Annotated in this window: 18 protein-coding genes; 12 read left to right on the top strand and 6 right to left on the bottom strand. The window is 40.2% G+C overall.

The features are described from left to right. The first annotated feature begins 20 nt into the window (after positions 1 to 20). Positions 21 to 1,724 carry a M61 family metallopeptidase gene (locus ACEO2X_RS02785; protein WP_371971035.1) on the top strand — a complete coding sequence of 568 codons (1,704 nt, stop codon included), beginning with the start codon at positions 21 to 23 and terminating at the stop codon, positions 1,722 to 1,724. Between the two features lie 94 nt (positions 1,725 to 1,818). Here ACEO2X_RS02785 and ACEO2X_RS02790 read toward each other — a convergent pair whose 3' ends face one another. Continuing rightward, positions 1,819 to 2,604 carry an rRNA large subunit pseudouridine synthase E gene (locus ACEO2X_RS02790; protein ID WP_371971036.1) on the bottom strand — a complete coding sequence of 262 codons (786 nt, stop codon included), beginning with the start codon at positions 2,602 to 2,604 and terminating at the stop codon, positions 1,819 to 1,821. A 436-nt stretch (positions 2,605 to 3,040) separates the two neighbouring features. On the opposite strand from ACEO2X_RS02790, the gene ACEO2X_RS02795 reads away from it, so the two are divergent. Next, a complete protein-coding gene (locus ACEO2X_RS02795; RefSeq protein WP_096901874.1) occupies positions 3,041 to 3,862 on the top strand; it encodes a PhzF family phenazine biosynthesis protein in 822 nt (273 codons plus the stop codon). Positions 3,863 to 4,046: 184 nt separating this feature from the next. After that, positions 4,047 to 6,863, top strand: coding sequence for a M16 family metallopeptidase (locus ACEO2X_RS02800; RefSeq protein ID WP_371971037.1), 2,817 nt, complete (start codon positions 4,047 to 4,049; stop codon positions 6,861 to 6,863). A gap of 96 nt (positions 6,864 to 6,959) precedes the next feature. Here the strand turns inward: ACEO2X_RS02800 and ACEO2X_RS02805 are convergent, their stop codons facing one another. Both ACEO2X_RS02805 and ACEO2X_RS02810 read right to left on the bottom strand, forming a co-directional pair. Next, a complete protein-coding gene (locus ACEO2X_RS02805; protein ID WP_371971038.1) occupies positions 6,960 to 8,024 on the bottom strand; it encodes an amidohydrolase in 1,065 nt (354 codons plus the stop codon). A 142-nt stretch (positions 8,025 to 8,166) separates the two neighbouring features. Further along, a complete protein-coding gene (locus tag ACEO2X_RS02810) occupies positions 8,167 to 8,568 on the bottom strand; it encodes a DUF3144 domain-containing protein (protein WP_371971039.1) in 402 nt (133 codons plus the stop codon). Between the two features lie 108 nt (positions 8,569 to 8,676). Between ACEO2X_RS02810 and ACEO2X_RS02815 the strand changes: the two genes are divergently transcribed. After that, the gene (locus tag ACEO2X_RS02815) at positions 8,677 to 9,309 is read left to right on the top strand and encodes a hypothetical protein (RefSeq protein WP_253106800.1); all 633 of its coding nucleotides are present in this window, start codon (positions 8,677 to 8,679) and stop codon (positions 9,307 to 9,309) included. 105 nt (positions 9,310 to 9,414) lie between these two features. Here ACEO2X_RS02815 and ACEO2X_RS02820 read toward each other — a convergent pair whose 3' ends face one another. Beyond that, positions 9,415 to 10,881 carry a CHAD domain-containing protein gene (locus ACEO2X_RS02820; protein ID WP_180168677.1) on the bottom strand — a complete coding sequence of 489 codons (1,467 nt, stop codon included), beginning with the start codon at positions 10,879 to 10,881 and terminating at the stop codon, positions 9,415 to 9,417. Between the two features lie 204 nt (positions 10,882 to 11,085). After that, complete coding sequence (locus ACEO2X_RS02825; RefSeq protein ID WP_096901882.1) at positions 11,086 to 12,552, bottom strand: CYTH domain-containing protein; 1,467 nt, start codon at positions 12,550 to 12,552, stop codon at positions 11,086 to 11,088. 503 nt (positions 12,553 to 13,055) lie between these two features. Here ACEO2X_RS02825 and ACEO2X_RS02830 point away from each other — a divergent pair. From ACEO2X_RS02830 to ACEO2X_RS02855, 6 genes are all read left to right on the top strand, one after another. Further along, entirely contained in the window at positions 13,056 to 13,445 is a 390-nt protein-coding gene (locus tag ACEO2X_RS02830; protein WP_371971053.1) for an Mpo1-like protein, read from the top strand. A 642-nt stretch (positions 13,446 to 14,087) separates the two neighbouring features. Beyond that, positions 14,088 to 14,708 carry a thiamine phosphate synthase gene (thiE, locus tag ACEO2X_RS02835; protein ID WP_096900945.1) on the top strand — a complete coding sequence of 207 codons (621 nt, stop codon included), beginning with the start codon at positions 14,088 to 14,090 and terminating at the stop codon, positions 14,706 to 14,708. A gap of 46 nt (positions 14,709 to 14,754) precedes the next feature. Further along, positions 14,755 to 16,056: a glutamate-1-semialdehyde 2,1-aminomutase gene (hemL, locus tag ACEO2X_RS02840; protein ID WP_371971040.1), complete on the top strand. Its 1,302-nt coding sequence runs from the start codon at positions 14,755 to 14,757 to the stop codon at positions 16,054 to 16,056. Between the two features lie 486 nt (positions 16,057 to 16,542). Continuing rightward, positions 16,543 to 17,187: an RluA family pseudouridine synthase gene (locus ACEO2X_RS02845; RefSeq protein WP_004973024.1), complete on the top strand. Its 645-nt coding sequence runs from the start codon at positions 16,543 to 16,545 to the stop codon at positions 17,185 to 17,187. Between the two features lie 146 nt (positions 17,188 to 17,333). Next, entirely contained in the window at positions 17,334 to 20,171 is a 2,838-nt protein-coding gene (gene rapA / locus ACEO2X_RS02850) for an RNA polymerase-associated protein RapA (RefSeq protein WP_026438370.1), read from the top strand. Positions 20,172 to 20,582: 411 nt separating this feature from the next. After that, positions 20,583 to 21,392, top strand: a complete 810-nt coding sequence (locus ACEO2X_RS02855) for an alpha/beta fold hydrolase (protein WP_104852176.1) — start codon at positions 20,583 to 20,585, stop codon at positions 21,390 to 21,392. Positions 21,393 to 21,469: 77 nt separating this feature from the next. On the opposite strand, the gene fabR is transcribed toward ACEO2X_RS02855, so the two are convergent. Next, positions 21,470 to 22,150, bottom strand: a complete 681-nt coding sequence (gene fabR / locus ACEO2X_RS02860; RefSeq protein ID WP_353675638.1) for an HTH-type transcriptional repressor FabR — start codon at positions 22,148 to 22,150, stop codon at positions 21,470 to 21,472. 154 nt (positions 22,151 to 22,304) lie between these two features. Here fabR and ACEO2X_RS02865 point away from each other — a divergent pair, with 154 nt between their 5' ends. After that, on the top strand, positions 22,305 to 23,375 hold the full coding sequence (locus ACEO2X_RS02865) for a ferredoxin reductase (RefSeq protein ID WP_371971041.1): 1,071 nt from the start codon (positions 22,305 to 22,307) through the stop codon (positions 23,373 to 23,375). A gap of 13 nt (positions 23,376 to 23,388) precedes the next feature. Then, complete coding sequence (locus tag ACEO2X_RS02870; protein ID WP_096900933.1) at positions 23,389 to 24,483, top strand: acyl-CoA desaturase; 1,095 nt, start codon at positions 23,389 to 23,391, stop codon at positions 24,481 to 24,483. Positions 24,484 to 24,621: the final 138 nt, after the last annotated feature.

A 24,621-nucleotide genomic window follows, 5' to 3' on the forward strand; every position in this document is an offset into this window, starting at 1 on the left:
TACATTTTGTATTGCCCATTATGTTGCATTATCAAATCGAATTTGACGATTATCGTCAGCATCTTATGCATGTCACCGTGCGTTTTTTGGCTAATCCTACTCAGGTTTTATCTCTACCCACTTGGATTCCAGGCAGCTATTTAATTCGTGAATTTTCCAAACATCTTGAGTCGGTACGTGCTTATGATGAAGCGGGGCGTATCCTTAAAATTCAGAAATTTGAAAAGAATAAATGGCGCTTATTTAATATCGATCATGAATTGATTACGGTGGAATATGATGTCTACGCTTATGATTTGTCAGTGCGTGGCGCTTATGTCGATCAGACGCGTTTATACGTCAATCCTGCCTGTGCCTGTTTGGGCTTAGATGGGCAAGAAGATAAAGCTATTGAAGTTGAAATATTTTTACCAGATGAGCTGAAGCATTTTCAGCTTGCAACAGGTTTGACTGCAAAAAGTTTGGTAAAAGGGCGTTATACCTTAAAAGCCAAAAACTATGCCGAATTGATTGATGCACCGTTTGAATTGGCAGAACAAACTCGCTTTAGTTTTACCGCAGCAGATATTCCACATGAATTTGTGGTTTCGGGTAAACATGCAATGAATGCTGCACGTATGCAGCAAGATATTGAAAAAATCTGTGCCACACAAATTGCTATGTTTGGTTCTGCGCCATTTGCAAACTATACCTTTATGACCATGGCAACAGGCAATAGCTATGGTGGCTTAGAACATCCAAACAGTACCAGTTTAATTACACCGCGTGATGATTTGCCGAAAGCCAACGAGCCTGAACAACCTTCTAAAGATTATCAGCGCTTTTTAGGTCTGTGCAGCCATGAGTATTTTCACAGTTGGTTGGTGAAATTCATTCGTCCTGAAAATTTTGTGAATTATGACCTGAATCAGGAAGGCTATACGTCACTGTTATGGATTTTTGAAGGCTTTACGTCTTATTACGATGATCTGTTATTGCTTCGTAGTGGTGTAATTGATCAGGCGTCTTATTTGGAGCTACTTAAAGCACAAATTAATCGTTATTTGCAAAACCCGGGTCGTGCGATTCAAACGGTGGCAGAATCCAGTTTTGATGCTTGGGTCAAGTTCTATCGTCAAGATGAAAACTCGAACAATGCAGGAACCAGCTACTATAACAAAGGTTGTTTGGTGGCTTTATGTTTAGATTTGGGCTTGCGCTTACGTGGTTCAAGCTTAGATGCCTTAATGCAGAAATTGTATGCCAATGCGCAACAGGGCATTCAAGTACATGAGCGCACCATCTTTGATTTATGCAAAGAATTAACTGGGGATGATTGGTCGGAGCAAATCCACCATTTAATCAACACGACTGATGAATTGCCGCTCGATCAGTTATTGCCTGAGTTCGGGATTGATTATCAGCTAAAACATGATAAGTCTTTGCCATTTGGTTTGAAATTGGCAGATAAACCTGAAGGGGTATTGGTACAAACTGCACATCGTCAGGGTTCAGCGGCAAAAGCGGGACTTTCTGCGCATGATGTGATTATTGCGATTGATGGTTTAAAAGCTACGGTAAAATCCCTTGAGCGATATGCCAAACAGGATGCAATTTATACTGTTCATGCTTTCCGCCGTGATGAGTTGATGACTTTTGAGCTAAATGCTGCGCAGATTGAATTGCCAGAAGTGGTATTAAATGTTACAGATCAGGCAAAAGTAGAGCAGTGGTTGAAAGGTTGATTTAAAGTTTAATTTAAAATTCAGCTAAAAAAAATGGATGTTTCGGCATCCATTTTTGTATTTTGAACAAGTTGAGTTTTTACTCACCAACTTATTAACGCGCCCGACGTCCACGGCTTTTGGTATTAGGACGTGTGGTACCATTGGTCTTACGACGTGGCTTTTCACCTTCTTCCATTTGCCAAATACGTGGCGTACCTGATTTTTTCTTAGGCGTACCATCTTTATTTTTCTTTTGATGGATTGGCTTGCCACCCGTACCACCAGGTTTTTTCACATAAGAACGCGAGCGATACGGTTCAGTAGCAGGCACATCTTTAAAATCAGGATACAACAACGGTTCAATTTCTTTGGTTTCACCAGGCTGTAAACCCAACTGCACCAAATCAATTGAACCAATTTTGGTACGAATTAAACGCAAAGTTGGAAAACCAACCGCAGCCGTCATACGACGCACTTGGCGGTTGCGACCTTCACAAATTGAAATTTCAATCCACGAAGTAGGTACTGAAGCACGGAAACGTACAGGAGGATCACGCTCCCACAACCATTCAGGCTCATCGACTTTATACGCTTGCGCAGGCAAAGTTATTCCATCTTTCAGTTCTACGCCTTTACGCAATTGTGCTAAGGCATCTTCAGTGACATCACCATCGACTTGAACCAAATAGGTTTTGTATTTTTTATTGGCTGGATTGGTAATAAACTGATTCAAGCCGCCATGATCAGTCAAGAACACCAAGCCTTCCGAATCCATATCTAAACGACCAGCTAAACGTAAGTCTGGATCATCAACAAAAGCCGACATGGTGAGATGTTTTTCATCTTCACGGAATTGAGAGAGAACGTCATATGGTTTATTTAAGATGACGATTTTCATAAGAAATGCTTCTTTAAATTCAATAAATTGGGAAAATTGAGAGTATTTAAAAGGAAAAACGGGCGATTTCCAATTAAATCGCAAATACAGTGCGTTTGAGATGGCTCTATTATGCGATAAGAATGGGGGAAAGTATTGCTTATTGATAAATATTTTTTTGGTGTGCTTGCCAAAATGAGCAGCAGTATCACAACGATTAAAAACTAGAAAGCTAAGCGCTAAAAAAGCCCAATGTTGGGCTAAAGAAGACAGCTTTTACAAACTTGGCATCACAGCCAATAACATACTTCCCTGATACTACTGCTCGCTTTATGCCGAATTAGTCCAAAATCAACCCGCTTGGCAGATTGAAAGTACAGAAATTGGCTAGGCACTTATAGTGAAAAGAACTTAAGATGAAATAAGTGTATATATTTTTAGGATCATGAGTTCATTAATGAAAATTTACCAAGTCGATGCTTTTAGCCATGAATTATTTAAAGGCAATCCTGCTGCCGTACTTGTTAGTAAAACATGGTTAGCCGATGATTTAATGCAAAATATCGCATTGGAAAATAATCTGTCTGAAACCGCTTTTGTCAAAATGATAGATGCGGAAAACTTTGAAATTCGCTGGTTTACACCCACAACAGAAGTCGATTTTTGTGGACATGCGACACTTGCCAGCGGCTTTGTTTTATTTAAGGATTATACCGAGACAAAGACAATTCAATTTCATGTGAAAAAATTGGGGATTTTTACAGTTCAGCAACAGCAAGATGGCAAAATTTGCATGAATTTCCCAATTCGTGCTGCCCAACAAGTTGAAGATTATCCCGATATTTTACGCCAAGCTTTGACTAAACCATTTAAAAACGTCTATATCAATGCGCAAGCCTATATTGTGGAATATGAATCGGTACAAGATGTGTTAGATGAACAGCCTAACCTTGAATTATTAAAACAATTGGGACAGTTGCGCACAGCCATTACGGCACAGTCGAGTGTTGATGTTGCGATTACTGCCTCTGCAAATACACAGTATGACTGCGTATCGCGTTATTTTGCACCAGCCATGGGCATTGCAGAAGATCCTGTTACAGGTTCAATTCATACTGCAATTGCACCGCTATGGGCAGAAAAATTACAGCAAACCGAACTTGTGGCATATCAGGCTTCTGCCCGAGGTGGCGTACTGTATTGCAAGATTTTGCCTAATGATCGCATCGAAATTTCAGGTTATGCGCAGTTATATTTGCAGGGCGAAATCATGATTTAAACATGCACAGCATTAGACCTTGTATCTTGGAGATGAAGCTGAGATGAGAGAAGTCTGCTAGATTTTTTTCTTGGTTTTAACTTACATCATTTGCAAATATTTACTGTGGGTTTAATTGCAGCTTGTTATGCTGTTTGCGCTCAAGTTGAAAATTGTCATATTTCATGGCAAATCAAAAAATAGAATGAAATCAATCGGGAAAAAGAAGTTGCTACGTTTTAAAACTCTCACTTTATCTTTATGTGTACTGGCATTTAATGGCGTGATTTTCGCGCAGCCAGTTTTAGTAAAATCTAAGCAAGAAATACAAGAATATCAACTTGATAATGGCTTAAAAGTCATTTTGGCACCCAATCAGAAAGAAAATAAAGTCTTTATGAATATGGTGTATTTAACGGGTTCATTGAATGATCCACAAGGCAAAAGTGGTTTGGCACACTTGTTGGAACATTTGGCATTTAAAGGTACAGAAAACGTACCTGCCGAGGAGTTTCAGCGCCGTTTAGATCAATATAGTTTAATGCACAATGCCAGCACCGACTATTACTCCACTAAATACACCAACATCATTCGTCCTGAAACTCGCGCCGTCAATGAGATGATTTATCTTGAAGCGGAACGCATGGATAAATTGGTCATGCAGGAAAAATATGTGCCTGCCGAAATTGCGATTGTAAAGCGTGAACGCGAAGTGCGTATGGATCAACCGTTTTCAGTCTTGTTAGATCAGGTGTGGAAATCGGCCTATGGCAATCAGTATTTCGGACGCTTACCCATTGGCGATTTAAATGAACTGCAATCCATTAAAATGCAGGAGTTAAATCAATTTTATCGCACATGGTACGCGCCGAATAATGCCATTTTAGTGATGACAGGTAAGTTTGATCAGGCAGCGGTGTTAAAACAAATTGATCAACATTTTAGTCCAATTGCAGCACGACAAATTCCCAAACAAGTACAAGTGCCACGATTAGACAGCAACAAAATTCAGCAACGAAATTTCGTGGTACAAAAGGGCAGTCAACTGGCCAAATTTAATCTGTATTTAAATGGCAATGACGAAAAGATCAAAACCGCTTTGGTGCTGTCACCTTATTTACATACGTTGCAACCGAGTGGGCATTTATATCAAGCACTGGTAGAAACAGGTAAAAGTACGATGGTGCAGTCCAGCACTTGGTTAGATCAAGATTTTAATTTGGTGCTGATGGGGGCGTTGTATGCGCCCAATCACGACGCTAAGCAAGTACAAACTGGCTTGAACCAAAGCATCGAACAGGCAAAGAATTTTAATGATGCCGAGTTACAACGTGTGAAAAACCTGATCCAAAATCAGGCAGACAGCGTGATGAATGATGCGGTGGCTTTGGGTGGTCGCTTGAGTGATTATGTTGTGGCTTATCATGGTGATTGGACACAATATTGGCGTGATTTGAATAGTATTCAACAGTTAAATGCAGATGAACTGAATCAGCGTTTAAAACAATTTTTTACTGCAGAACATCGCATAATAGGGGATATTCAACCCACTCCTGAAGAACAAAAACAGGCACTCACAGCAAAAAATAATCCAAATATTGCAAAAACTTTAGATCAGCAAGATGCACCTGTTGCACCTTTGAAAGATGTGCAAAGTTATCAGCAAGAAGTGACAGACTATGTGCAAAAATCTAAACAAGCTTTGATTAAAAATGAAAAAAAGATTCAGCGTGGCAGCTTAAAAAATGGTGCCAAATATGCATTATTTCCAACTTCAACGCGTGATGATAAAACCTATGCCACCATTTCGGTAAATTTTGGTACGGCACAATCTTTATTTAAGCAGGGCGAAATTTTAGATTTAACCGCGTATTTGTTGCTGCGTGCATCTCAAGAGCATAGCTTGCAAGACATTGCCGATCAGTCAATTGCTGCAGGCGGTTCAGCGTTTGCCCAAGCCGATGCTAATGCGATTCATATTCAAATTGTGGCAAAAAAAGAAAAGTTTAATGCATTTTTTAATTTTGTTTTAGATGTCATGCAAAACCCAAGTTTTGAGCAAAGTCAGTTTGATTTAATTCGTTCTCAAAGTTTATCCAGTTTAGAGCGACCTTATACCGAGCCTGAAACTGTGGCAGCTTTGACTATGGCGCGTTTAATTGAAATTTACCCGCAGGGCGATTTACGTTATCACTTCGAGCCTGAATTTGCGAAGCAACAACTACAAGCTGCAACCCAAGCGCAGGTGCAGCAGTTATATCGTCAATTTTTTGCTATGAATCATGCACATATTGCCATTACAGGTGAGTTTGATCCGAAACAAATCAAAAAAACTTTAGTTCAGCGTTTAGGACAATCACGCAATACGGAAGCGTATCAACGCTTAGATTCAGCCTATACGGCATATCCTGCGAAAAAGTTGCATGTATTGGCAGAACAGCGCGAATTTGGTAGTTATCAAAGTTTATTGACCTTACCTTTGGGTGTGAATCATCCTGATACACCTGCCATGATGGTGTTGAGTTATATTTTGGGCGAATCGCAATTGTCTTCACGTTTGGCGCAAGAATTACGTGAAAAAAATGCATTGGTTTATGGTTTTAGTAGTGGTTTGAGTTTAAGTGAATTTGAACAATCGGGTGCGCTCAGTATTTCTGCACAATACAGTGCAGGCAAGTCGGCTCAAGTGTCACAGGCGGTGCATAAAGTGTTGCAGGATTTGCGCCGTGATGGTGTCAGCTTGCAAGAAGTTGAAGCTGCAAAAGCCGATATTTTGAAAAAACGTGTGACTGCCTTAGAAGATGAACGCAGTATCCACCGTATGTTGGTACCGCAATTAGAACAAGGTCGTGATTTACGTTACCGTGAGCGACGTGATCAAGCGTTAGCAAAACTCAGCAAAGCCGATGTAGATGCTGTGATTCAGAAATATTTACGCTTAGAACATTTGCTTGAAGTAGCCGCCGATCAATATGGTCAAGCCAATGTTGAGGTGCTGCCGTTAAAGCCGCAGTCTAAATAAAGATTCAATTTAATTTTGAGCAGATACAAAAAACGCATCCATTTCGATGCGTTTTTTGTCTTCAAGTTTGCTATCTATGCTCAATTGGCTAAAGCTTTATAAACGATAAAACTGTTTGGCATTATGATGAAACACTTGCTGCAAAGCATTTGGATGATAGGCCGCAACAATATCACTAGTCGCATCAATTAAATTGACCAAAGACGTGCTCACTCGATCTATTGGAAAATTGGAAGCAAACATCAACCGATATATTCCAAAGCTTTGTAAGGCATGCTGAATCAGTGGTGCAGTTAAATCTATAATTTCCTGTTTTGAGGCTTCACGTTTTTGCAAGTGAAATTGATGACCTAAAACAGGCATAAATAACCCTGAAATTTTGCTGTAAACATTTGGACAGTGTGCCAACTCGGCAATATCTTCTTGCCAACGAAATAGAATATTTTCTCGTGCTGTTTTGGTCACGCCTGTATGTGTGCCAACTTGCCCGAACAGCCCTGCAGGTGTGCCTAAATGGTCAAGTACAATAGAAGTTTCTGGAAATTGTTTAGCCAGCGCCAAGACATCGCCCAATTGGGTCGAATACGTCCATGCATCAAAACTTAAATTATATTGCGCTAAAGCTTCAAAACCTTTTAGAAACTTTTTGTTCCGATATAAATGTGGTTCGTCTGCCCAAGAGAAAATCCCGTGATCTTCATGCACGGCTGCCATTTTACGAATTCCGCGAAAATGCGGAGAAGCTTTGTGATGTAATTTGAGAATTTTCTTAAAATTAGAATCGCGCGGGTCTGCAGTGGCGACAATCGCGCCCAAAGCCAAACCATTATTTTTAAAATCCAGACTTTCTATAAATTCGGTTTCACCAACTACGCCTTTGCCTTTATGGTCGTGCCAATTGGCTTCAATATGCACGACTTTTTCAGCCGTATAAAAACCTAAGTCACGGGCATAATGCTCAGGTAAATAGGGCGATGTGACGTGCTCGGTGCGTCCTAAAGTTTCAATGAGTGTTTTTGGTTTTATCAGGCGGATGGTTTTATCTAGCAAATTGGGATGCTTGCCCAAAAGCTTAACAGCAAGTCGTGCGCTGTGCGGCGTGTTGTACGGATCCCACTGATGAATATGTGCATCAATGAGTGCAAATCCTAGATTCTGCATAATCATCCTGTTTTTATGACGCTAGTATTTCACTATTCAAAGCCATCATGTTGCAAAAGGGAAGGGTTATTTATCGAAAAACTACAAATTTGAAAAATTGCCGCAATAAAAAAGCCCCGTAGGGCTTTGTTTATATGCAAAATTAATGATCTTGCGAGTGGTCGTGATCATGTTTATGGGTATGAAATTCTTCGTTGTGACGGAAGCGCAAATAGTTTTCAAACTGTTCGCAATATTCATCATAGTTATCTTCAAGCATCATTTGAAATTGCTGCAAGATATATGACATAACTTGGTCTTTGGCATCGCGCATTTCATTGCCATCTTTAAAATTATTGGCTGCCACCCAAGTATTAAAACGTGCAGTAGCAAATAACATGGCAGCACTCACCTGACCACGAATTTCGGCAGGTTTTACTGTCGAGCCTTTTTCAAAATGACAGAAGCCATTGGCCTGTTTAATAAATTCATCGGCACGTTCAAAAAAAGCCGCATTTAATGCTTCTTCTTCGGTTACATCGGTTGCTTCAATCTTTTGAACCATGAATTTTTCCTAAGCTAAAAATCTGAATGTTTCATTATAGGCAAAGCCTTGCAGAAACAAAACCTTTGCCTTAAGCTAAAAATAGCCTAAGCAAAATTGGAGTGGCTGATGCAAGATGCGATTGCGGTACAAAGTTTAAAAAGCGACATTGCTTTATTACGTCAAAATATTTGGCCACCCGTGCAACTTGCCCATGTTGAAGGCTTGCCGATTTACTATGGTACACGTGCAGAAGTAGCAGAATACTATAAGCAATGGACAGGGTTGATTGAACGCGCGCAGGATTTATTTCAACCTTTTATGCAAGATGCAGTCATTGATGCGGTGCATTTACCTAGTCATTTGAACTTGCCCTTATTTTATTTTCATGTCGATCGGATTCGAGTCAATAAAACCCGTGCTAAAGAATCGAAAACTTTTCGGGGAATTGCTAGCCTGATCGAAAAATGCGGGCAATTTGAACCGCAGGAAATTCAGCTTATGCAGCGTTGGTTAGACAGTGATGATAGTGCAGCACTGGTGGCACATCGTGAGTTTATTGATTTGCGTACTTATGTGTTTCAGCATGGGCAAAGTGACTACACGCGCACCCGTTTTTATGTGAATGGTATTGTGTTAAGTGTCGAACCACATTTTGAACTGGTCGATGCGCGCGATAAGCCACGTAAGCAGCGCAGTGACAGCTATCAAGACCCTTTAGCGGATAACCAAACATGGAAAGTGTTTGGTAAATATCGTTAAGCTTTTAGAAAGTGTGCAATATTAAGATTAAATATAAAAAAGCTCAAAATGAAATGCATCTCTGTTGAGCTTAAAGGTGATCATTGATTGATGATCAAACTTTAACTACGACCAAAAAGGCTGACTTTCAGCAAACTGCTGTAAATCCTGTTCGATCTGTATGGAAATATGACGCTCTTCAGACGCAATCCATCCCAATACAAACCATGTTTTCGGTTCCGCTTGGGTATGGCTTTCGAATAAACCTTGTGCCACCATCAAATCATTAAAATGTCCTAAAGTTTCCTGTAATGGTTTTAGAGTTTTTAAATATGTTTTGACATCATCTTCTGCAAATAAACTACTCACAAACTCCACGGTATAGCGTAAGCGTTTCACACGCTTACGTGTGCGGTGTTTAGAGTCCACATCTAAGGTTTGGAAATGACCTGCATCATCACAAATTTGTTGATGCAATTTCTGCAAGCGTTTACGTAACACTTTTTTCAATGGTTTTGATTCTGCATCTGTAACCGCTGCCGAATGCGAAAAACTCATAAGTTGTAACAGTAATAAGGTTGTGCTTGGTGAACGGAAAATTGCATCAATCGCAATATTTTTAGATGCTCCAGGGGGTAGCTCAGTAATAGGTGAGCCTACGTTTTCAAGTTGTGGAATCAGACTTTCACGCAAAGCATCTTGATCGCGGGTCGAACCTAACTGCTGAAAGAGGCTAGCCAATTGACTTTCCCAATTGTGATTTGCCAGTGCATCATATTGAGCAAAGATTTTTAAGGCGCTGCGTAAACGTCGAATTGCAACACGTGCTTGATGCACATGCCCACTGGCATAATCTTGACTGGCAATCGCAGCTGCATTGGGTAGCAAGTGTGCCAAACAATTCTGAGTAATTTGTGTCAACAACTCATGCATATTTTCGGGGTGTTGCAATTGTAAAGCACTTTGCTGCTGTACAGGAATCATGGTTTCATTGTTATACAGCATATTGCCACGCTGCGATTTACTGCGTGTGTCGAGCCATAAATGATATTTTTTAATCCACGGCTGAATATAGGCAATTAAGTCTGCAATTTCACCTTGTTTCAGTTCAAACTCAACTTCGTAAATTTCAACCGAATTTTTGCTTTGGCGGATTTCACCTAAATCAAAAGCAACTTCAATTTGGCTGTTTTTATAATGTGCCAATTGGCTGTAGCGTAAAACATCGGTTTCAAACTGCAGGGTTAAATCTACCTCTGAACCGTCTAAGGCTTTTTTTAAAATCTTTCGTGCTTGTTTATGATTTTCATAACATGCCAAATCACACAATTCAGGCGCATCATGTCCTAATTCATGTTCAAGCTCAAAGCGTTCATAATGTTGTGGACTAGGCGCTTTTAAAGTTTGTTTCCAAATATCGCCCTCTAAACGCTGACGCAGGGCAATGCGTTGCTTGGCTAAGTGCTGTTCAGGACTATCATAATATTTAGCCCATAAGCGTTGTTGTTGAACCAGTTTGTTCTTTTTAAATGCTTTTTCAAATGCCGCACGATAGTTGTGTGGAATTTGAAATTTTAATTCTATTTCACACATCGGGAATGCCCTCGATGAAACAAGATAAGTTCTCTTTACTATAGTGTAAATCTATAAATGAACAAGGGGAGAATTGTGAACAAAAGCTTGAAAAATAAAATAATTTGTATTCAGTTTTTAACACAAAGCAGCCGAATGAATATTCACAAGGCTGCCGTTGTATTGCAGTATTTTTAGCGTGTGCTTTGAGGATGTTAAGGATACTTATTTTAAGAATTTACGGCTCACCATAAATTGTTCTGTCGCTTCCAATAAACGCTGTGCATACACTTCCTGTTTTGCAGTGAGCCAACCTAAAACAAACCAGTCGCTCGCTTCCAATTCAGTTTGTTGAATGTATGCTGCAGAAGATGCCAACACTTGATATTCCTGTGCTGCAAGCTGTGCATCATTCAAAGCTTTACTATATTTCTGCAAATTTTTGACATCATAAATATGCGTCAAAATGGGGAAGCTAAATTTTAGTTCCTGAATACGCAAAGCCAGTTGATCTAAACTTTCAAAATCGTGAATATCACTGTGCTGTAATTGTTCATGCAACTGCTTATATTGCTGTTGCAACGTGTTTTGTGCGGCAGTTTTTAAGTCTAAACCTGAGTGATCGCTCGCGGCTAAACTAAACATCAATAATTCTAAATAGTGATGCACATTTTGCGTTGAACGGACTAAATTGACCAATTTTTCTTGGGCGTACAAGGTATCTTTTTTTAGGTTCTCTGCAGTCGTCGGGTTCTGTAAAAATGCGCCGAGTGTGGCTTGCATGTGTTCCAAATGCTGCAGGTGATCAAAATGTTGTTTAAATGCTGCAATTTGCATTGCCCATTTATCGCCTAAATGCTTCGACCAATCTTTAAATAAGGATAGTGTTAGTTGTAAATGTTGCAAAGCGAACTGCGCCTGATCAATATGACTTTGTTCGGCAACTTGTGCAGAAATTGCGGCAATATTAGGCAATAAATGCTGTAATTGTTGTGCAATTAACAGGCGTAAATTTTGGTCTGCATGGTCTTTTTTACTGAATTGAAATTCTTTGCTCTGAGCCGCAGGGCTGACTTTTTGCTGCACAGAAAGCAAATGTCCAATTTCTGCTTTATTGCGCACATCCAGCCATAAATGAAATTTTTTCACCCATTCAAAACTAAAAGCCAGCAATTGCTGAATTGAACCTTGTTTCAGTTCAAACTCAACTTCATGTACTTCAACTTCAGCATCTGCACAACGAATGTGACCAACATCTAAACTGATTTCAATGTCAGTATCTTCAACGGTCATTAGTCGTGAGGTACGTTGAATATCGGTTTCAAATTGTAGTTGCAACTGATCCCAATTTTGTCCCAAAGCTTGATTTAGCAATTGTTGTGCTTCGGGAATACTTTGATAAATTTGCAGATCAAGTTGTGGTGGAGTATCAGGATTTTCAGTTGGCGCAAGTGGATGGTTATGTTCAAAACTATGAAAATGACTTTGACCTGCCGCTTTTAAAGTTTGTACCCATTGCTCACCTTCTAAACGCAGTCTTAACGCCATGCCATGATGCGCCAAGCTGTGCGTAGATGTATCAAAATAGCGTGCTTTTAATGGAATTTGAGTCGATTTTTTCGGGTCTAAAGTTTTGAGTAGTGCAGTACGACGTGCGACTGGAATTTGAAATTTTAATTCAACTTCGACCATGAAAAATATCCTGAACGTAAAGCATGTTGCGCCAAAGCAGCGGCAAACAAATTGGTATTATAAATTTGTGAAAATTGCAGAACGAAGGTTTTGCAAAAGTGCGTTTGATTGTAACTAAAATATGCCAAGAAGTAAGGCTTGACCTTGGCTTTTTTAGGGTCTGTTGGCATTTCCTAAATGGCTTGCGCTGTAGGCTAAAACTGAGCAGATCAGGCATGAAACGTAGGGTATAGCGAGACTATTGCCAAGTTTCATAACGCAATCTGAGAAAGTTTTAGCCACAGCCTTTCAGGACAAGCAGATTTTTTGCTGCTATTGCGTTATGAGTCAGTTATTTAGAACGACTAAATTTCCTGTCTCATGCCTTATATCAGCTGAAAAATATGCTTTGTCGCAAACATAGACGAAGTGTCAACAGACCCTTGAGTTTGGTTTTTTTTTGGCTTAGTTTAAAGTGTCGTTGAGCGTAGCAAAAATAATTCAAACCTATAAACATCAGGATGATGAACATGAACGCAGCATTAAACCCCGAATTTGAGCCGACACCAGATCCCAAGTTTGAATTGCCAATTCAGGATTATTCAACATTTTATCGCTTTTATTTAACTGAACACCGCAACATTATGAGCCGTCGATTGCACGTTGTTGGCAGTAGTATCGGTTTATATTGTGTGAGTAAAGCCATACGCTATAAAAAAGCCAAATATGTACTCTATGGTTTGCTGGCAGGCTATGCTTGTGCATGGGTCGGGCACTTTGTTTTTGAAAAAAATAAACCTGCCAGTTTTAAACAGCCTGTGTATAGTTTTATTTCAGACTGGCGGATGTTTGCCGATGTTTTGCGTGGTCATTTAAGTTTGCAAGATCGTGCTAAAGATAAAATTCCAAGTTGAATTGAGCGCTTAGTTATACCGTTTAGGCAAAAACTAAACGATATGTGATTATTTTCATAAAAAATGTACAAATAAAATTAATTTTTTGTTGAAATGATAGAGTGAATATTCTAATAATGTGTCATCAAATTTATTGATAAAAGTTTGTGACTTTCCAAGCCTAGAGTGACCTTTCTCTAGGCTTTTTTTATGTGAAAAATTATATTCAGAATGGTGTTAAATCAGAAATCATTCATCTTTAAGCAAGGATATAGAGCAAGCAGGTTACTGAGAGAGAAGTATGAAAAAATATAGACACATGATCATTTGTCGCATCCCCACATGCGCTCTGGCACAAATGATCATGTGTCTAAATGGGCGACCTAAATATGTCGTTATTCGCTGTAGTCACCCGTATGGATTTTAAAATCCATATCTTATTGAACTGGTTGCAGTTCTTGTTTTGCGCAGTTCAATTAAAGCTAAATCTAGCTTTTAGCGCTATCACTAGAATTTGGTATTTTTAAGTTTTTGACTCAATAAAACCCAAACAAAATAGAAGCTTATAGAGCCTATATAAAAAAACTTGTTGAGCCTGAGGTTCTGACACATGCCGCCTGAATGTGTAATAATACAGACCTTGTATTATTTGTGGCTGAGATTATGCGCGGTTTATATTTGATTACCAATGATGATCCTATCGAACTGCTTTTGGCAAAATTAGAAGGGGCGATGGCAACTTATGAAGTCGCGGTGTTGCAATATCGCCGTAAAAATGTGCCTCAAGCTCAGCAGGCATACGAAATTGAATATATGAAATCGATGTGTGATCAATACAAAGTGCCATTTGTGATTAATGATGATCTTGAAACTGCAGTGAAATATGGTGTTGGCGTACATTTGGGTCAAGAAGATGGCTCTATTGTTGAAGCGGTTGCACGTTTACCACAAGATGTATTGATTGGTCGCAGTTGTAATAACTCGATTGAATTGGCAGAGCAAGCCATTGCCGATGGTGCAAACTACGTTGCTTTTGGTGCAGTCTATGCAACTGAAACTAAACCTGAGGCAAGTACACTTACATTAGACACGCTCACACTGGCGAAGCAACAACTCAATGTGCCAATTTGCGCGATTGGTGGTTTAACTGTTGAAAACAGTCAGCCTGTCATTGAAGCAGGTGCAGATTTATGTGCAGTGATTAGTGATATATTAAGACGTCCGATGCATACTGTTGCACAGCGTGTTTATGATTGGTCTGCACTTTTCAAAGCAGACACTTAAAGCAGACAGCTAATTTTTTATTTTATTTTTTGAGTTGAGTGCCTCCATGAGCTTATCTCCAAAGCAAGAACAATTGTTTAAACAAGCCAATAAGCATATTCCAGGTGGTGTCAATTCACCTGTACGCGCATTTAACGGGGTAGGCGGAACCCCTGTATTTATTGAAAAAGCCAAAGGTGCTTATTTGTACGATGTCGATGGCAAACGCTATGTCGACTATGTAGGTTCTTGGGGACCAATGATTTTAGGTCATGCCCATCCTGCTATTATTCAGGCGGTGCAAGCTGCAGCTGAAGATGGTTTGAGTTTTGGTGCGCCAACGGTGCATGAAACGACTTTGGCCGATATTATTTGCGAAATTATGCCTTCAATTGAGTTGGTTCGCATGACCAACTCAGGTACAGAAGCCACCATGACCGCAATTCGTTTGGCGCGTGGTTATACAGGTCGTGACAAAATCGTCAAATTTGAAGGTTGCTATCATGGACACTCAGATTCGCTGTTGGTCAAAGCAGGCTCTGGACTTTTAACCAGTGGTGAAGGTGAAGCGACTTCTGCGGGTGTTCCTGCCGATTTTGCTAAACATACGCTGACTTTACCGTATAACGATATCGCCACCTTAAAAGAATGTTTTACAAAGTTTGGTGCTGAAATTGCAGGGGTGATTGTTGAGCCAGTTGCGGGCAACATGAACTTGGTTAAACCAATTGATGGTTTCCTGCAAGCAATTCGTGATGTCTGCGATGAACGCGGCTCAGTCTTTATTATTGATGAAGTAATGACAGGTTTCCGTGTTGGCTTAGGCGGTGCTCAGGCGCATTATAATGTTAAACCAGACTTGACCACACTCGGTAAAATTATTGGTGCTGGCTTACCAGTAGGTGCATTTGGTGGTAAACGCGAAATCATGGAATGTATTGCGCCATTAGGTAAGGTGTATCAAGCAGGTACTTTGTCTGGTAACCCGTTGGCGATGCGTGCGGGCATTGAAATGTTTAAACATTTACGTGCCGAAGGTTTTTATGAAAATTTAACTGCGCAACTGGAAAAATTGTTGACAGGCTTGCAAGCTGCGGCAGATGAAGCAGGTATCCCGTTCAAGACGCAACAAGTCGGTGCTATGTTTGGTTTGTATTTTACTGACCAAGATGACATCACCAGTTTTGATTCTATGCTGAATTGCGATGTCGATGCTTTCCGTAAATTCTTCCACGGAATGTTGCAACGTGGTGTGAACTTGGCGCCATCTGCTTTTGAAGCAGGCTTTATTTCATCTGCGCATAGTGATGAAGATATTGCCTACACCATTCAAGCTGCAAAAGAAACATTTGCGGAAATGAAGGCGTAATTTGACCTCTGCTTAACACTGTCCTAAAAGGCATAGATATCTCCAAAATATCTATGCTTTAGGTTAAATTGAAGACATGCTCTTCAATTTAATATCAAAGGCTTAGATCAGCGTCTTGTTAAACACTAAAATAGCCTGGTCAAACTAAATATGAATCCTATTACTTCATTTGCTCCCGCCATCAAAGATATAGCTTCAGAACGGCTTTGTTGTGCAACTATCTTGCACTATGATTTCATTGTATTTTTCTATCCAAATTTTAAAAACCTTTAAAACAGTATCTTAAAAAATATTTATGCAACAAAGCCTCCTGCATGCTATAAAACCCACATTTCTAAAAGCAGGCTGATTTAAAATTCAGCAGATTGTCTGATTCAGGAATGTAAATCGGAAAATTCATCGGGAATTGATGTATTTTGCATTGTAATTCTGTGTCAGGCTTTTTATTATTGCCGCCTTGTTTTCACGATCGGCCCGGAATTGAAATTGAGTAATTTTCTAAGCGAACACCTGATTCATCGTGACGATGAGTTTATGGTGATACATAAACCCGCTGGCATACTCACCGTTCCAGGTAAAACAGCAGATTTGCAAGATTGTGTGATGAGTCGTCTAGTTAAAATTGAGCCGCGCACTTTGCTGATTCATCGCTTAGATCGTGATACTTCGGGTATTTTGGTATTTGCACTCACGAAATGGGCGCAAAAACAAATTTCGCGTCAGTTTCAAGAACGCCAAACCGATAAAACCTATCAGGCATTGGTGGCAGGGCAACTGCAAGGTGAAGGCACTGTAGATGTGCCTGTGGTCTATGATCCTGCACATCCTCCATTACACATTGCCGATGCAACCCATAACAAACCTGCGTTAACGCATTGGCGTGCATTGGAGCAATTTGAATTGCAGGGGCAAATTGTGACTCGTGTGCAACTGACGCCGATTACAGGTCGTTCGCATCAACTGCGAGTACACATGCAATATTTAGGTCATCCAATTATTGGTGATACTTTGTATGCCACGCCCGAACAGCAACAACTCATGCCTCGTTTGTGTTTACATGCAGCAGAATTAAGTTTTCTGCATCCACAAACTGAGCAACGTGTACAGTTTACTTGCCCAGTCCCATTTTAAGCGAAAAAGATTACGCAAAGCCTGTGCTTTAGGCTCTCTTTTTAGTGCGCTTTATGTCAAAATATATTGCTATACGCCCTGAATTTTTGCTCAAATACTCAGCTGGTTTTGCGCAAAAATTTATACGCCCTAACTTCTAAATAAAGGTGGAAAAATTGCAGCAGTTTGCTATTGGTCAACGTTGGTTATCAGACACAGAAACGGAATTAGGACTTGGTGTTCTGATTGATGTAGATGAGCGATCGGTCAGCATTTTATTCCCTAAAAGTGATGAAACCCGTGTCTATGCACGCAATAACGCACCTTTATCGCGTATCATTTTTAATGTAAATGATGAAGTTCAAGACCAAGAAGGCAATGTGTGGACGGTTGAATCGGTCGAAGACCGCCATGGCGTATTGCGTTATAACGTGGTGCGTCGTTTGCAAGATGGCAGTGAAGAAAAGAAATCACTGAATGAAACCCGTATTGGTGCAAGTATCCAACTTTCAAAACCCTTAGACCGCTTGCTTGCCAGCCAAATTGACTATAAAGAATGGTACGACTTGCGTATTGAAGCCTTGTTGATGCAAGCCAATATGCAAAGTAGCCCACTGCGCGGCTTGGTGGGTTCGCGTGTAGGTTTGATTCCACATCAACTTTATATTGCACATGAAGTCGGTAAGCGTTTTGCGCCACGTGTCTTATTGGCAGATGAAGTTGGTTTAGGTAAAACCATTGAAGCAGGTTTGATCATCCATCAGCAACTCAAAACAGGACGTGCGGAACGTATCCTGATTTTGGTACCTGATTCGCTGCAATATCAGTGGATGATTGAAATGCGTCGCCGTTTCAATCTGCAATTCTCTTTGTTTGATTTAACCCGTACGGCATCTATTAAAGAACATGACCCTGACTTGAATCCATTCTTGACCGAACAATGCATCATTGCTTCAGTCGATTTAATGATTGACCACGATGACTTACGCGAACAAGCCCTAGAAGCAGGTTTTGATTTGCTGGTGGTCGATGAAGCGCATCACTTAATGTGGAGCGAAGAAGAAGGTGGTAATGACCGTTATGATCTGGTCGAAGAATTAGCCGAACAAACCGCAGGGGTGTTATTGCTTACAGCAACGCCTGAGCAACTGGGTGTAGAAAGCCATTTTGCGCGTTTACGTTTACTCGATCCGCAGCGTTTTAGTTCACTAGACCGTTTCTTGGATGAAGAAGCGCAATATCAACATACGGCAAAAATTGCCGAAGTCTTAATGTCAGATGCCGCATTGGAAGAAAGCCATTTGGTTGCACTGGAAGGCTTGTTGGGACATCGCATTGAAGATAACCCAGAGCAGCGTTTCCGTGCCATCCACGAATTATTAGACCGTCATGGTACAGGGCGTATTTTGTTCCGTAATACCCGTGAAGCAATTCAAGGTTTCCCAGGTCGTGATTGTCAGCCTGCGCCGTTACCTGCACCAGAAAACTGGTCTAAAGATGGTAAGCTGCGTGAACAAATGTGGCCAGAAGAAGCGCAGCTTGATGGCGGTTGGATGGAAACTGACCCGCGCGTAATGTGGTTAATGGAGCGTTTACGTAGCGATTTAAAACACAAAAAAGTGCTTTTAATTGCGCGTAGCGGCCCTGTGGTAGAAGCCCTTGAAAATGCGCTGCGCCTACATGCAGGTATTCGTACTGCAATGTTCCATGAAGGCATGAGCTTGTTGGAACGTGACCAAGCGGCAGCATATTTCGCAGAAGATTCTTATGGCGCACAAATTTTATTGTGTTCAGAAATTGGTTCTGAAGGACGTAATTTCCAGTTTGCTTCAGACCTGATTTTGTTTGACTTGCCTGCTAATCCTGACGTGTTAGAACAACGTATTGGTCGTTTAGACCGTATTGGTCAAGAAAACCGTATTCAAATTCATGTGCCGTATTTGGTGGGTACTGCGCAAGAACGTATGTTCCGTTGGTATAACGAAGCACTCAATATTTTCAGCAATATTTCACCCACTGCACAAACCTTGCAGGAAAACTTTATTGTCGATTTAAAACACTGCTTACTTGCAGATTTAGGACAACAGTTTGAAGATTTACTGGAAGCAGTCAGTGTGCAGCGTGAAGCTTTGGAAGCAGAACTTCAAGCGGGTCGAGATCGTTTGTTGGAATACAACTCTTGCCGTCCTGTGGTGGCGCAGGAAATTGTACAAGCTTTAGAAGATTACGACGACAATACCACGTTGCCTATGTTTATGAAGCGCTTTATGGCATCGACCAATATTGACTTCGATGAACAAAGCAATGGCACGGTGATTATTAAACCAACTGATCAAATGCAAGTGCAAGGTTTGACCTTAGACGAAGAAGGCATGACCGCGACGTTCTATCGGGATCAGGCGCAAATTCGTGAAGATGCACAGTATTTGACCTTAGAGCATCCATTCACAGAAAGCGTGATGGAAATGATCAATACACAAGGTTTTGGTAGCACCAACGTTGCGGTATTAAAATCTGCCGCTTTGCCACAAGGTTCTGTGTTGCTCGAAGTCTGGTTCAAAGTGGATGTCATTGCACCTAAAGCCCTGAATTTGCCATCAAGCTTGCCACAGCAACTCATTCGTGTCTTATTGAGCGAAAAAGGGCAGGATTTATCGCAAAAAATTGCCCCTGAAATTTTAAAACCTTATTTACATCATTTAGATGGCAACAGTTGTCGTCAAGTGGTGAAAGCACGCCGTGACGCGATTGAAGCGCGTTATACACAGGCTTTGGAGTTGGCTAAAGCTGCATTGCCTGAATTTAAGCAACAAGCTAAAGATGTATATAGCAAAAAATGGCAATATGAAATTGACCGTTTAAGCTATTTGAAGCAATTTAACCCAAGTATTCGTGAAGATGAAATTACACGTTTACAGAAATTGCAAAAAGAAGGTGTTGCATTATTAGATGGTTTGTCGGTCACGCCTGAAGCAATTCAGGTGATGGTGGTGGTAAAGCCATAAAGAGTGCATTCAATACAGGTGTCTAGACGGTGTATTTGTATTGAGTCGGTTTTAATCAATCACTTTTTGAAATATTTGGCATCTTCTAAATTGCACGTTTTAAGTTGGGCATTGCGCCTCATTTTTACGGAGCAGTTTAGCGGGTGCTTTTTTAATATCGCAATAAAAATGTTGTGCGAGATTTTTCACATCACAGACTTAAACAAAGTAGCAATCAGTGCTTATGTGTCATTAAAATGACTCATAATTCATCTTTTTCAGCATTCTGGTCATTTGCAAAACTTAGTGGTATGCGTAGTTTAAGGGCTGTTGATCTTTTATCTATGATTGATGTGCCAAGTGTTGAATCTGTAAGCGCGTACGCATAGATCAAGTCACAGACCCGATATTCTTCTTTTAAGCGTATTTTAAATGACTAAAGCTGCAATTCATTTTACCCATGCCAATGGTATTCCTTCTGCCAGTTATCAAAAGTTTTTTCAATGTTTTGAAGCAGATTATCATTTAAAGGCAATTCCACTGATTGGTATGCAAGCAGAATTTCCTGTGACCTATAAGTGGACCTATTTGATTCATCAAGTGATTCAGGACATTGAGCAGCAGTTTCCAAAGCAACAAGTGATTGGTTTAGGGCATTCTTTTGGTTCATTATTAACCCTGATGTGTGCCTATCAGCGTCCAGATTTATTTTCTCAATTGATTATTATGGATCCACCTTTTGTGATTGGATCGAAGTCGGCATTATTTGAAATTTTACAAAAATTTAAACTGAAATATGTAGATCAACTCACACCTGCCGCCGTGACCATGAAGCGTCGAGATCATTGGGCTAGCCATGCAGAAGCCTATCAAGCTTTGCGGCATAACCGTTTATTTAAAAAATTTGATGCACAATGTTTTGAAGATTATTTTGCCAGCGGCATACAAGTCGATGCACAAAGAGGTGGTGTGACTTTAACAATTCCAAAACGGGTAGAAGCTGAAATTTTTAGAACCGTACCTGCATGGTGGTGGCGCACACCACGCAAAGCCCCAGATGTACCTGTGCATTTAATTACAGCAAGGCATAGCCCATTTTATTTGCAAGGTTTACCGCAAGGCATGCAAAAAACTTATGGAATTGAGTTTAGTGTGGTCGAGGGAGGACACATGTTTCCTTTGGAAAATCCTGAAACCACGGCAACACATGTGCAGCAATTAATTCAAAAACAACACGCTTAACAGCGAAGTCTAACAATTAAATGCTCAAACGGGCGTGACCTGATTCAGGAAAATCGCCCGATTTATCCTGTGTTATGTTAACGAATTTTGGCATCATCCAAATGACGCGCACCTTCTAAAATCATACGAATCATAATCATGGTTTGTTCGGCGGTTTCTTTGCGCTCTGCAGTTGGCATATCAATGACTTTGGCACCCATATTAAACACCAGTTGCGTAATGGCTTTGGCTGCAATGTCGGGATGCGCCAATTTGCTATTATTCAAACGTTCCAAACGAATTAAATCATCCTGCAATTCTTGCTGGAAATAATTCAATTGGCGCTCAACAGCTAGCTTATAAGAGGTTGAACCCGTATAACCTTCACGTAATAGCAGACTTAAATTGCCTTCATCGGTATCTAATTGTTCAATAAATACTTCAACCGAGCTGCGAATAATACTGTTTTGTTTAGATGCTTTTAAGCGTGCTTCATGCAGAATTTGACGCAACACCACACCTGCACGATCAATCAGTTCAATCGCGAGTTCATCAATATCTTTAAAATGACGATAAAAACTGTTTGGTGCGATGCCTGCTTCACGTGCAACTTCACGTAAACTTAAAGATGCGATACTTTTTTGTGGGCCAATTAAATTTAATGCTGCCTGAAATAATTCTTGTTTGGTAATGGTGGCTTTACGCCCAACCGTACGCACGACAAGAGGCTCATGAACCGTTTCAGATTCTGGAAAAGTCACATCATGGTTTGTTTTCATGGCAGGCTGAGTCATATTTTCAATAATTTATAAGCTTAGAGGCATTATAGCGGTTGCGCCAGTACTTGTGAAATGATTAGAAACAATACACATGTATATACAAATATATATACATGTGTATAATAATTAAAATTTCATCGGGTGGTGCTGAATCATGCAGCTAACTGAAAAAAGAAAATCTCCCTTAACCAGTATTGCAACTGCAGTACTAGATCCTTATGCAGCAAATTTCTGGTTGCAAAAAATTAATCCATTATGGTCGGTGAATCAGTCACTCGGCAAAATTGTAAAAAAAGATACCGCTGCACAAGGTGTAGTGAGCTTTACTTTGCAATTCAATAAAAAATTCCAAATTGGCGCAGCAGGGCAGCATCATCCTGTTTATGTGACAATTCAAGGCGTACGCTATGAGCGAACCTATAGTTTGACTCAGCTTGATGCACAACACGTTTTATTGACGGTAAAAAAAGTTGATCAGGGCAAAGTCAGCACATGGCTGGTTGAGCAAGCCAAAGTTGGTGATACTTTGGAATTTGGTGCGCCTTATGGTGATATGCAACTGCCTGCACAAGCCCAGCCTTTAATTCTATTGGCAGCGGGTAGTGGTATCACACCAATGTATAGTTTGCTACAAGACATGGCGAAATCAGGTCGTCTTGGTAGCACTCCAGTAACTTTAATGTATTGGGTAAAAACCTTTGCAGACGCAGCATTTAAAGCACAGTTTGAAGCATGGGCACAGCAATATCCAAACTTTAAATTTCAAGTGTTTTATACCCAAGAGCCGAGTGTGGCGCACAGCCGTTTAAATGCAGAACATTTACAAGACTTGGCACAAATCGAGCAAAGTGCAGTGTTTGCATGTGGCCCATCGGGTTTTACCACGCAAGCTGAACAATTATTTGCACAAGCTGCTTTGCTGAAAACAGAAGCTTTTAGCATGACCCCTGTGTTAAGTGACGATGTTGGTTTGGTACAAGTTACACTGACCCAATCGAAAAAGATTGTCACCATTCCAAAAGGCAAGTCCATTTTAGAAAGTCTGGAACAGCAAAATATTAAGCCTAAATACGGCTGTCGTATGGGAATTTGCCATAAATGTGTATGTAACAAAGCTGAAGGTTCAACGAAAAACTTGGTCGATGGTGTTCAAAACAGCGAACCGAATAACCAATTGAAAATATGCGTCAATTCAGCACAAACCGATTTAATTATTGATTTATAAGCGAGTTCCGATTATGAATATGCCAGTAAAAATAGAATATTTCCGCAATCCTAAAAACCGTGAACTCACTCAATTTGAATTAGATGAGCTTGCACGTGAATTAGACGCCATCAAACAAGAAGTTTTGGATGATATTGGTGAAAAAGATGCCAAATACATCCGCCGTGTTTATTCAACCATTCGTTATAGCTCAATGGCAGGTCGTGCCTTATTGTTCGCAGGATGGTTCCCGCCAGCATGGGTTTTGGGTACAGGCTTGTTAGGCTTTGCCAAAATTATGGAAAACATGGAGTTAGGTCATAATGTCATGCACGGTCAGTATGACTGGATGAATGATCCTAAATTCAATGGTGCAAGTTATGAATGGGATACGGTAGGTACTTCAGACAACTGGCGTCAAACCCATAACTTTAAACACCATACTTATACCAATATTAAAGGTATGGATGATGATATTGGTTATGGTTTGGTGCGTTTGTTCCCAGAACAACGTTGGAGATCAGGCTACTTATTGCAACCTTTATACAGCATTCCTTTCTGCTTACTGTTTCAATGGGGTGTTGCCATTCAGAATTTAGAAATTGGTAAAATTTTGAATGGCCGTAAAAGCAAAGCCCAAGCCAAAAAAGAATGGCAACCTATGCAGAAGAAAATTGGAAAACAATTGTTTAAAGATTATGTGTTCTTTCCATTGATTGCAGGCCCTTCGGCTTTACCAGTGTTTACAGGGAACTTGGTTGCGAATGGTATTCGTAATATTTGGACATTCAGCATTATTTTCTGCGGTCACTTTACGAAGGATGTAGAAGTATTTCCAAAGTCTGTGATGCAAAACGAAAGCCGTGGTCACTGGTATATGCGTCAAATTCGTGGTTCATCGAATCTTACAGGTTCTGAAGCATTCCACATTTTGACAGGACATTTAAGCCATCAAATTGAACACCATTTATATCCAGATATTCCTGCACGTCGCTATCGTAAAATGGCGCCAAAAGTACAAGCTGTGTGTGAAAAGTATGGCTTGAACTACAACAATGCGAGCTTAGTTAAACAGTACGGCAGTGTGCTTAAACGTATTGTGAAATATGCTTTTCCATTTAAGAAATAAGTGACTTACAAATGAGTTGTTTAGTACGAATAGATTAAGTGATTGATCTTGGTTTAAAACTATACTTCTATTTTGAATTAGAGGTGATGCTGTAAAGTGTCACCTTTTTTATTGCTTTAGGTGTTGTAGTCGTTATTT

It is taken from the genome of Acinetobacter sp. AL9 (genome assembly GCF_041464035.1).
Classification (GTDB): Bacteria; Pseudomonadota; Gammaproteobacteria; order Pseudomonadales; family Moraxellaceae; genus Acinetobacter; species Acinetobacter towneri.

Excerpts from the sequence above, each read along its gene's own strand:
- ACEO2X_RS02800 (WP_371971037.1), top strand. The coding sequence starts at position 4,047 with ATGAAATCAATCGGGAAAAAGAAGTTGCTACGTTTTAAAACTCTCACT.
- ACEO2X_RS02855 (WP_104852176.1), top strand. The coding sequence starts at position 20,583 with ATGACTAAAGCTGCAATTCATTTTACCCATGCCAATGGTATTCCTTCT.
- thiE (WP_096900945.1), top strand. The coding sequence starts at position 14,088 with ATGCGCGGTTTATATTTGATTACCAATGATGATCCTATCGAACTGCTT.
- ACEO2X_RS02825 (WP_096901882.1), bottom strand. The coding sequence starts at position 12,552 with ATGGTCGAAGTTGAATTAAAATTTCAAATTCCAGTCGCACGTCGTACT.
- ACEO2X_RS02785 (WP_371971035.1), top strand. The coding sequence starts at position 21 with ATGTTGCATTATCAAATCGAATTTGACGATTATCGTCAGCATCTTATG.
- fabR (WP_353675638.1), bottom strand. The coding sequence starts at position 22,150 with ATGAAAACAAACCATGATGTGACTTTTCCAGAATCTGAAACGGTTCAT.
- ACEO2X_RS02795 (WP_096901874.1), top strand. The coding sequence starts at position 3,041 with ATGAAAATTTACCAAGTCGATGCTTTTAGCCATGAATTATTTAAAGGC.
- ACEO2X_RS02830 (WP_371971053.1), top strand. The coding sequence starts at position 13,056 with ATGAACATGAACGCAGCATTAAACCCCGAATTTGAGCCGACACCAGAT.
- hemL (WP_371971040.1), top strand. The coding sequence starts at position 14,755 with ATGAGCTTATCTCCAAAGCAAGAACAATTGTTTAAACAAGCCAATAAG.
- ACEO2X_RS02810 (WP_371971039.1), bottom strand. The coding sequence starts at position 8,568 with ATGGTTCAAAAGATTGAAGCAACCGATGTAACCGAAGAAGAAGCATTA.
- ACEO2X_RS02815 (WP_253106800.1), top strand. The coding sequence starts at position 8,677 with ATGCAAGATGCGATTGCGGTACAAAGTTTAAAAAGCGACATTGCTTTA.
- ACEO2X_RS02870 (WP_096900933.1), top strand. The coding sequence starts at position 23,389 with ATGAATATGCCAGTAAAAATAGAATATTTCCGCAATCCTAAAAACCGT.
- ACEO2X_RS02820 (WP_180168677.1), bottom strand. The coding sequence starts at position 10,881 with ATGTGTGAAATAGAATTAAAATTTCAAATTCCACACAACTATCGTGCG.
- ACEO2X_RS02805 (WP_371971038.1), bottom strand. The coding sequence starts at position 8,024 with ATGCAGAATCTAGGATTTGCACTCATTGATGCACATATTCATCAGTGG.
- ACEO2X_RS02790 (WP_371971036.1), bottom strand. The coding sequence starts at position 2,604 with ATGAAAATCGTCATCTTAAATAAACCATATGACGTTCTCTCTCAATTC.
- ACEO2X_RS02865 (WP_371971041.1), top strand. The coding sequence starts at position 22,305 with ATGCAGCTAACTGAAAAAAGAAAATCTCCCTTAACCAGTATTGCAACT.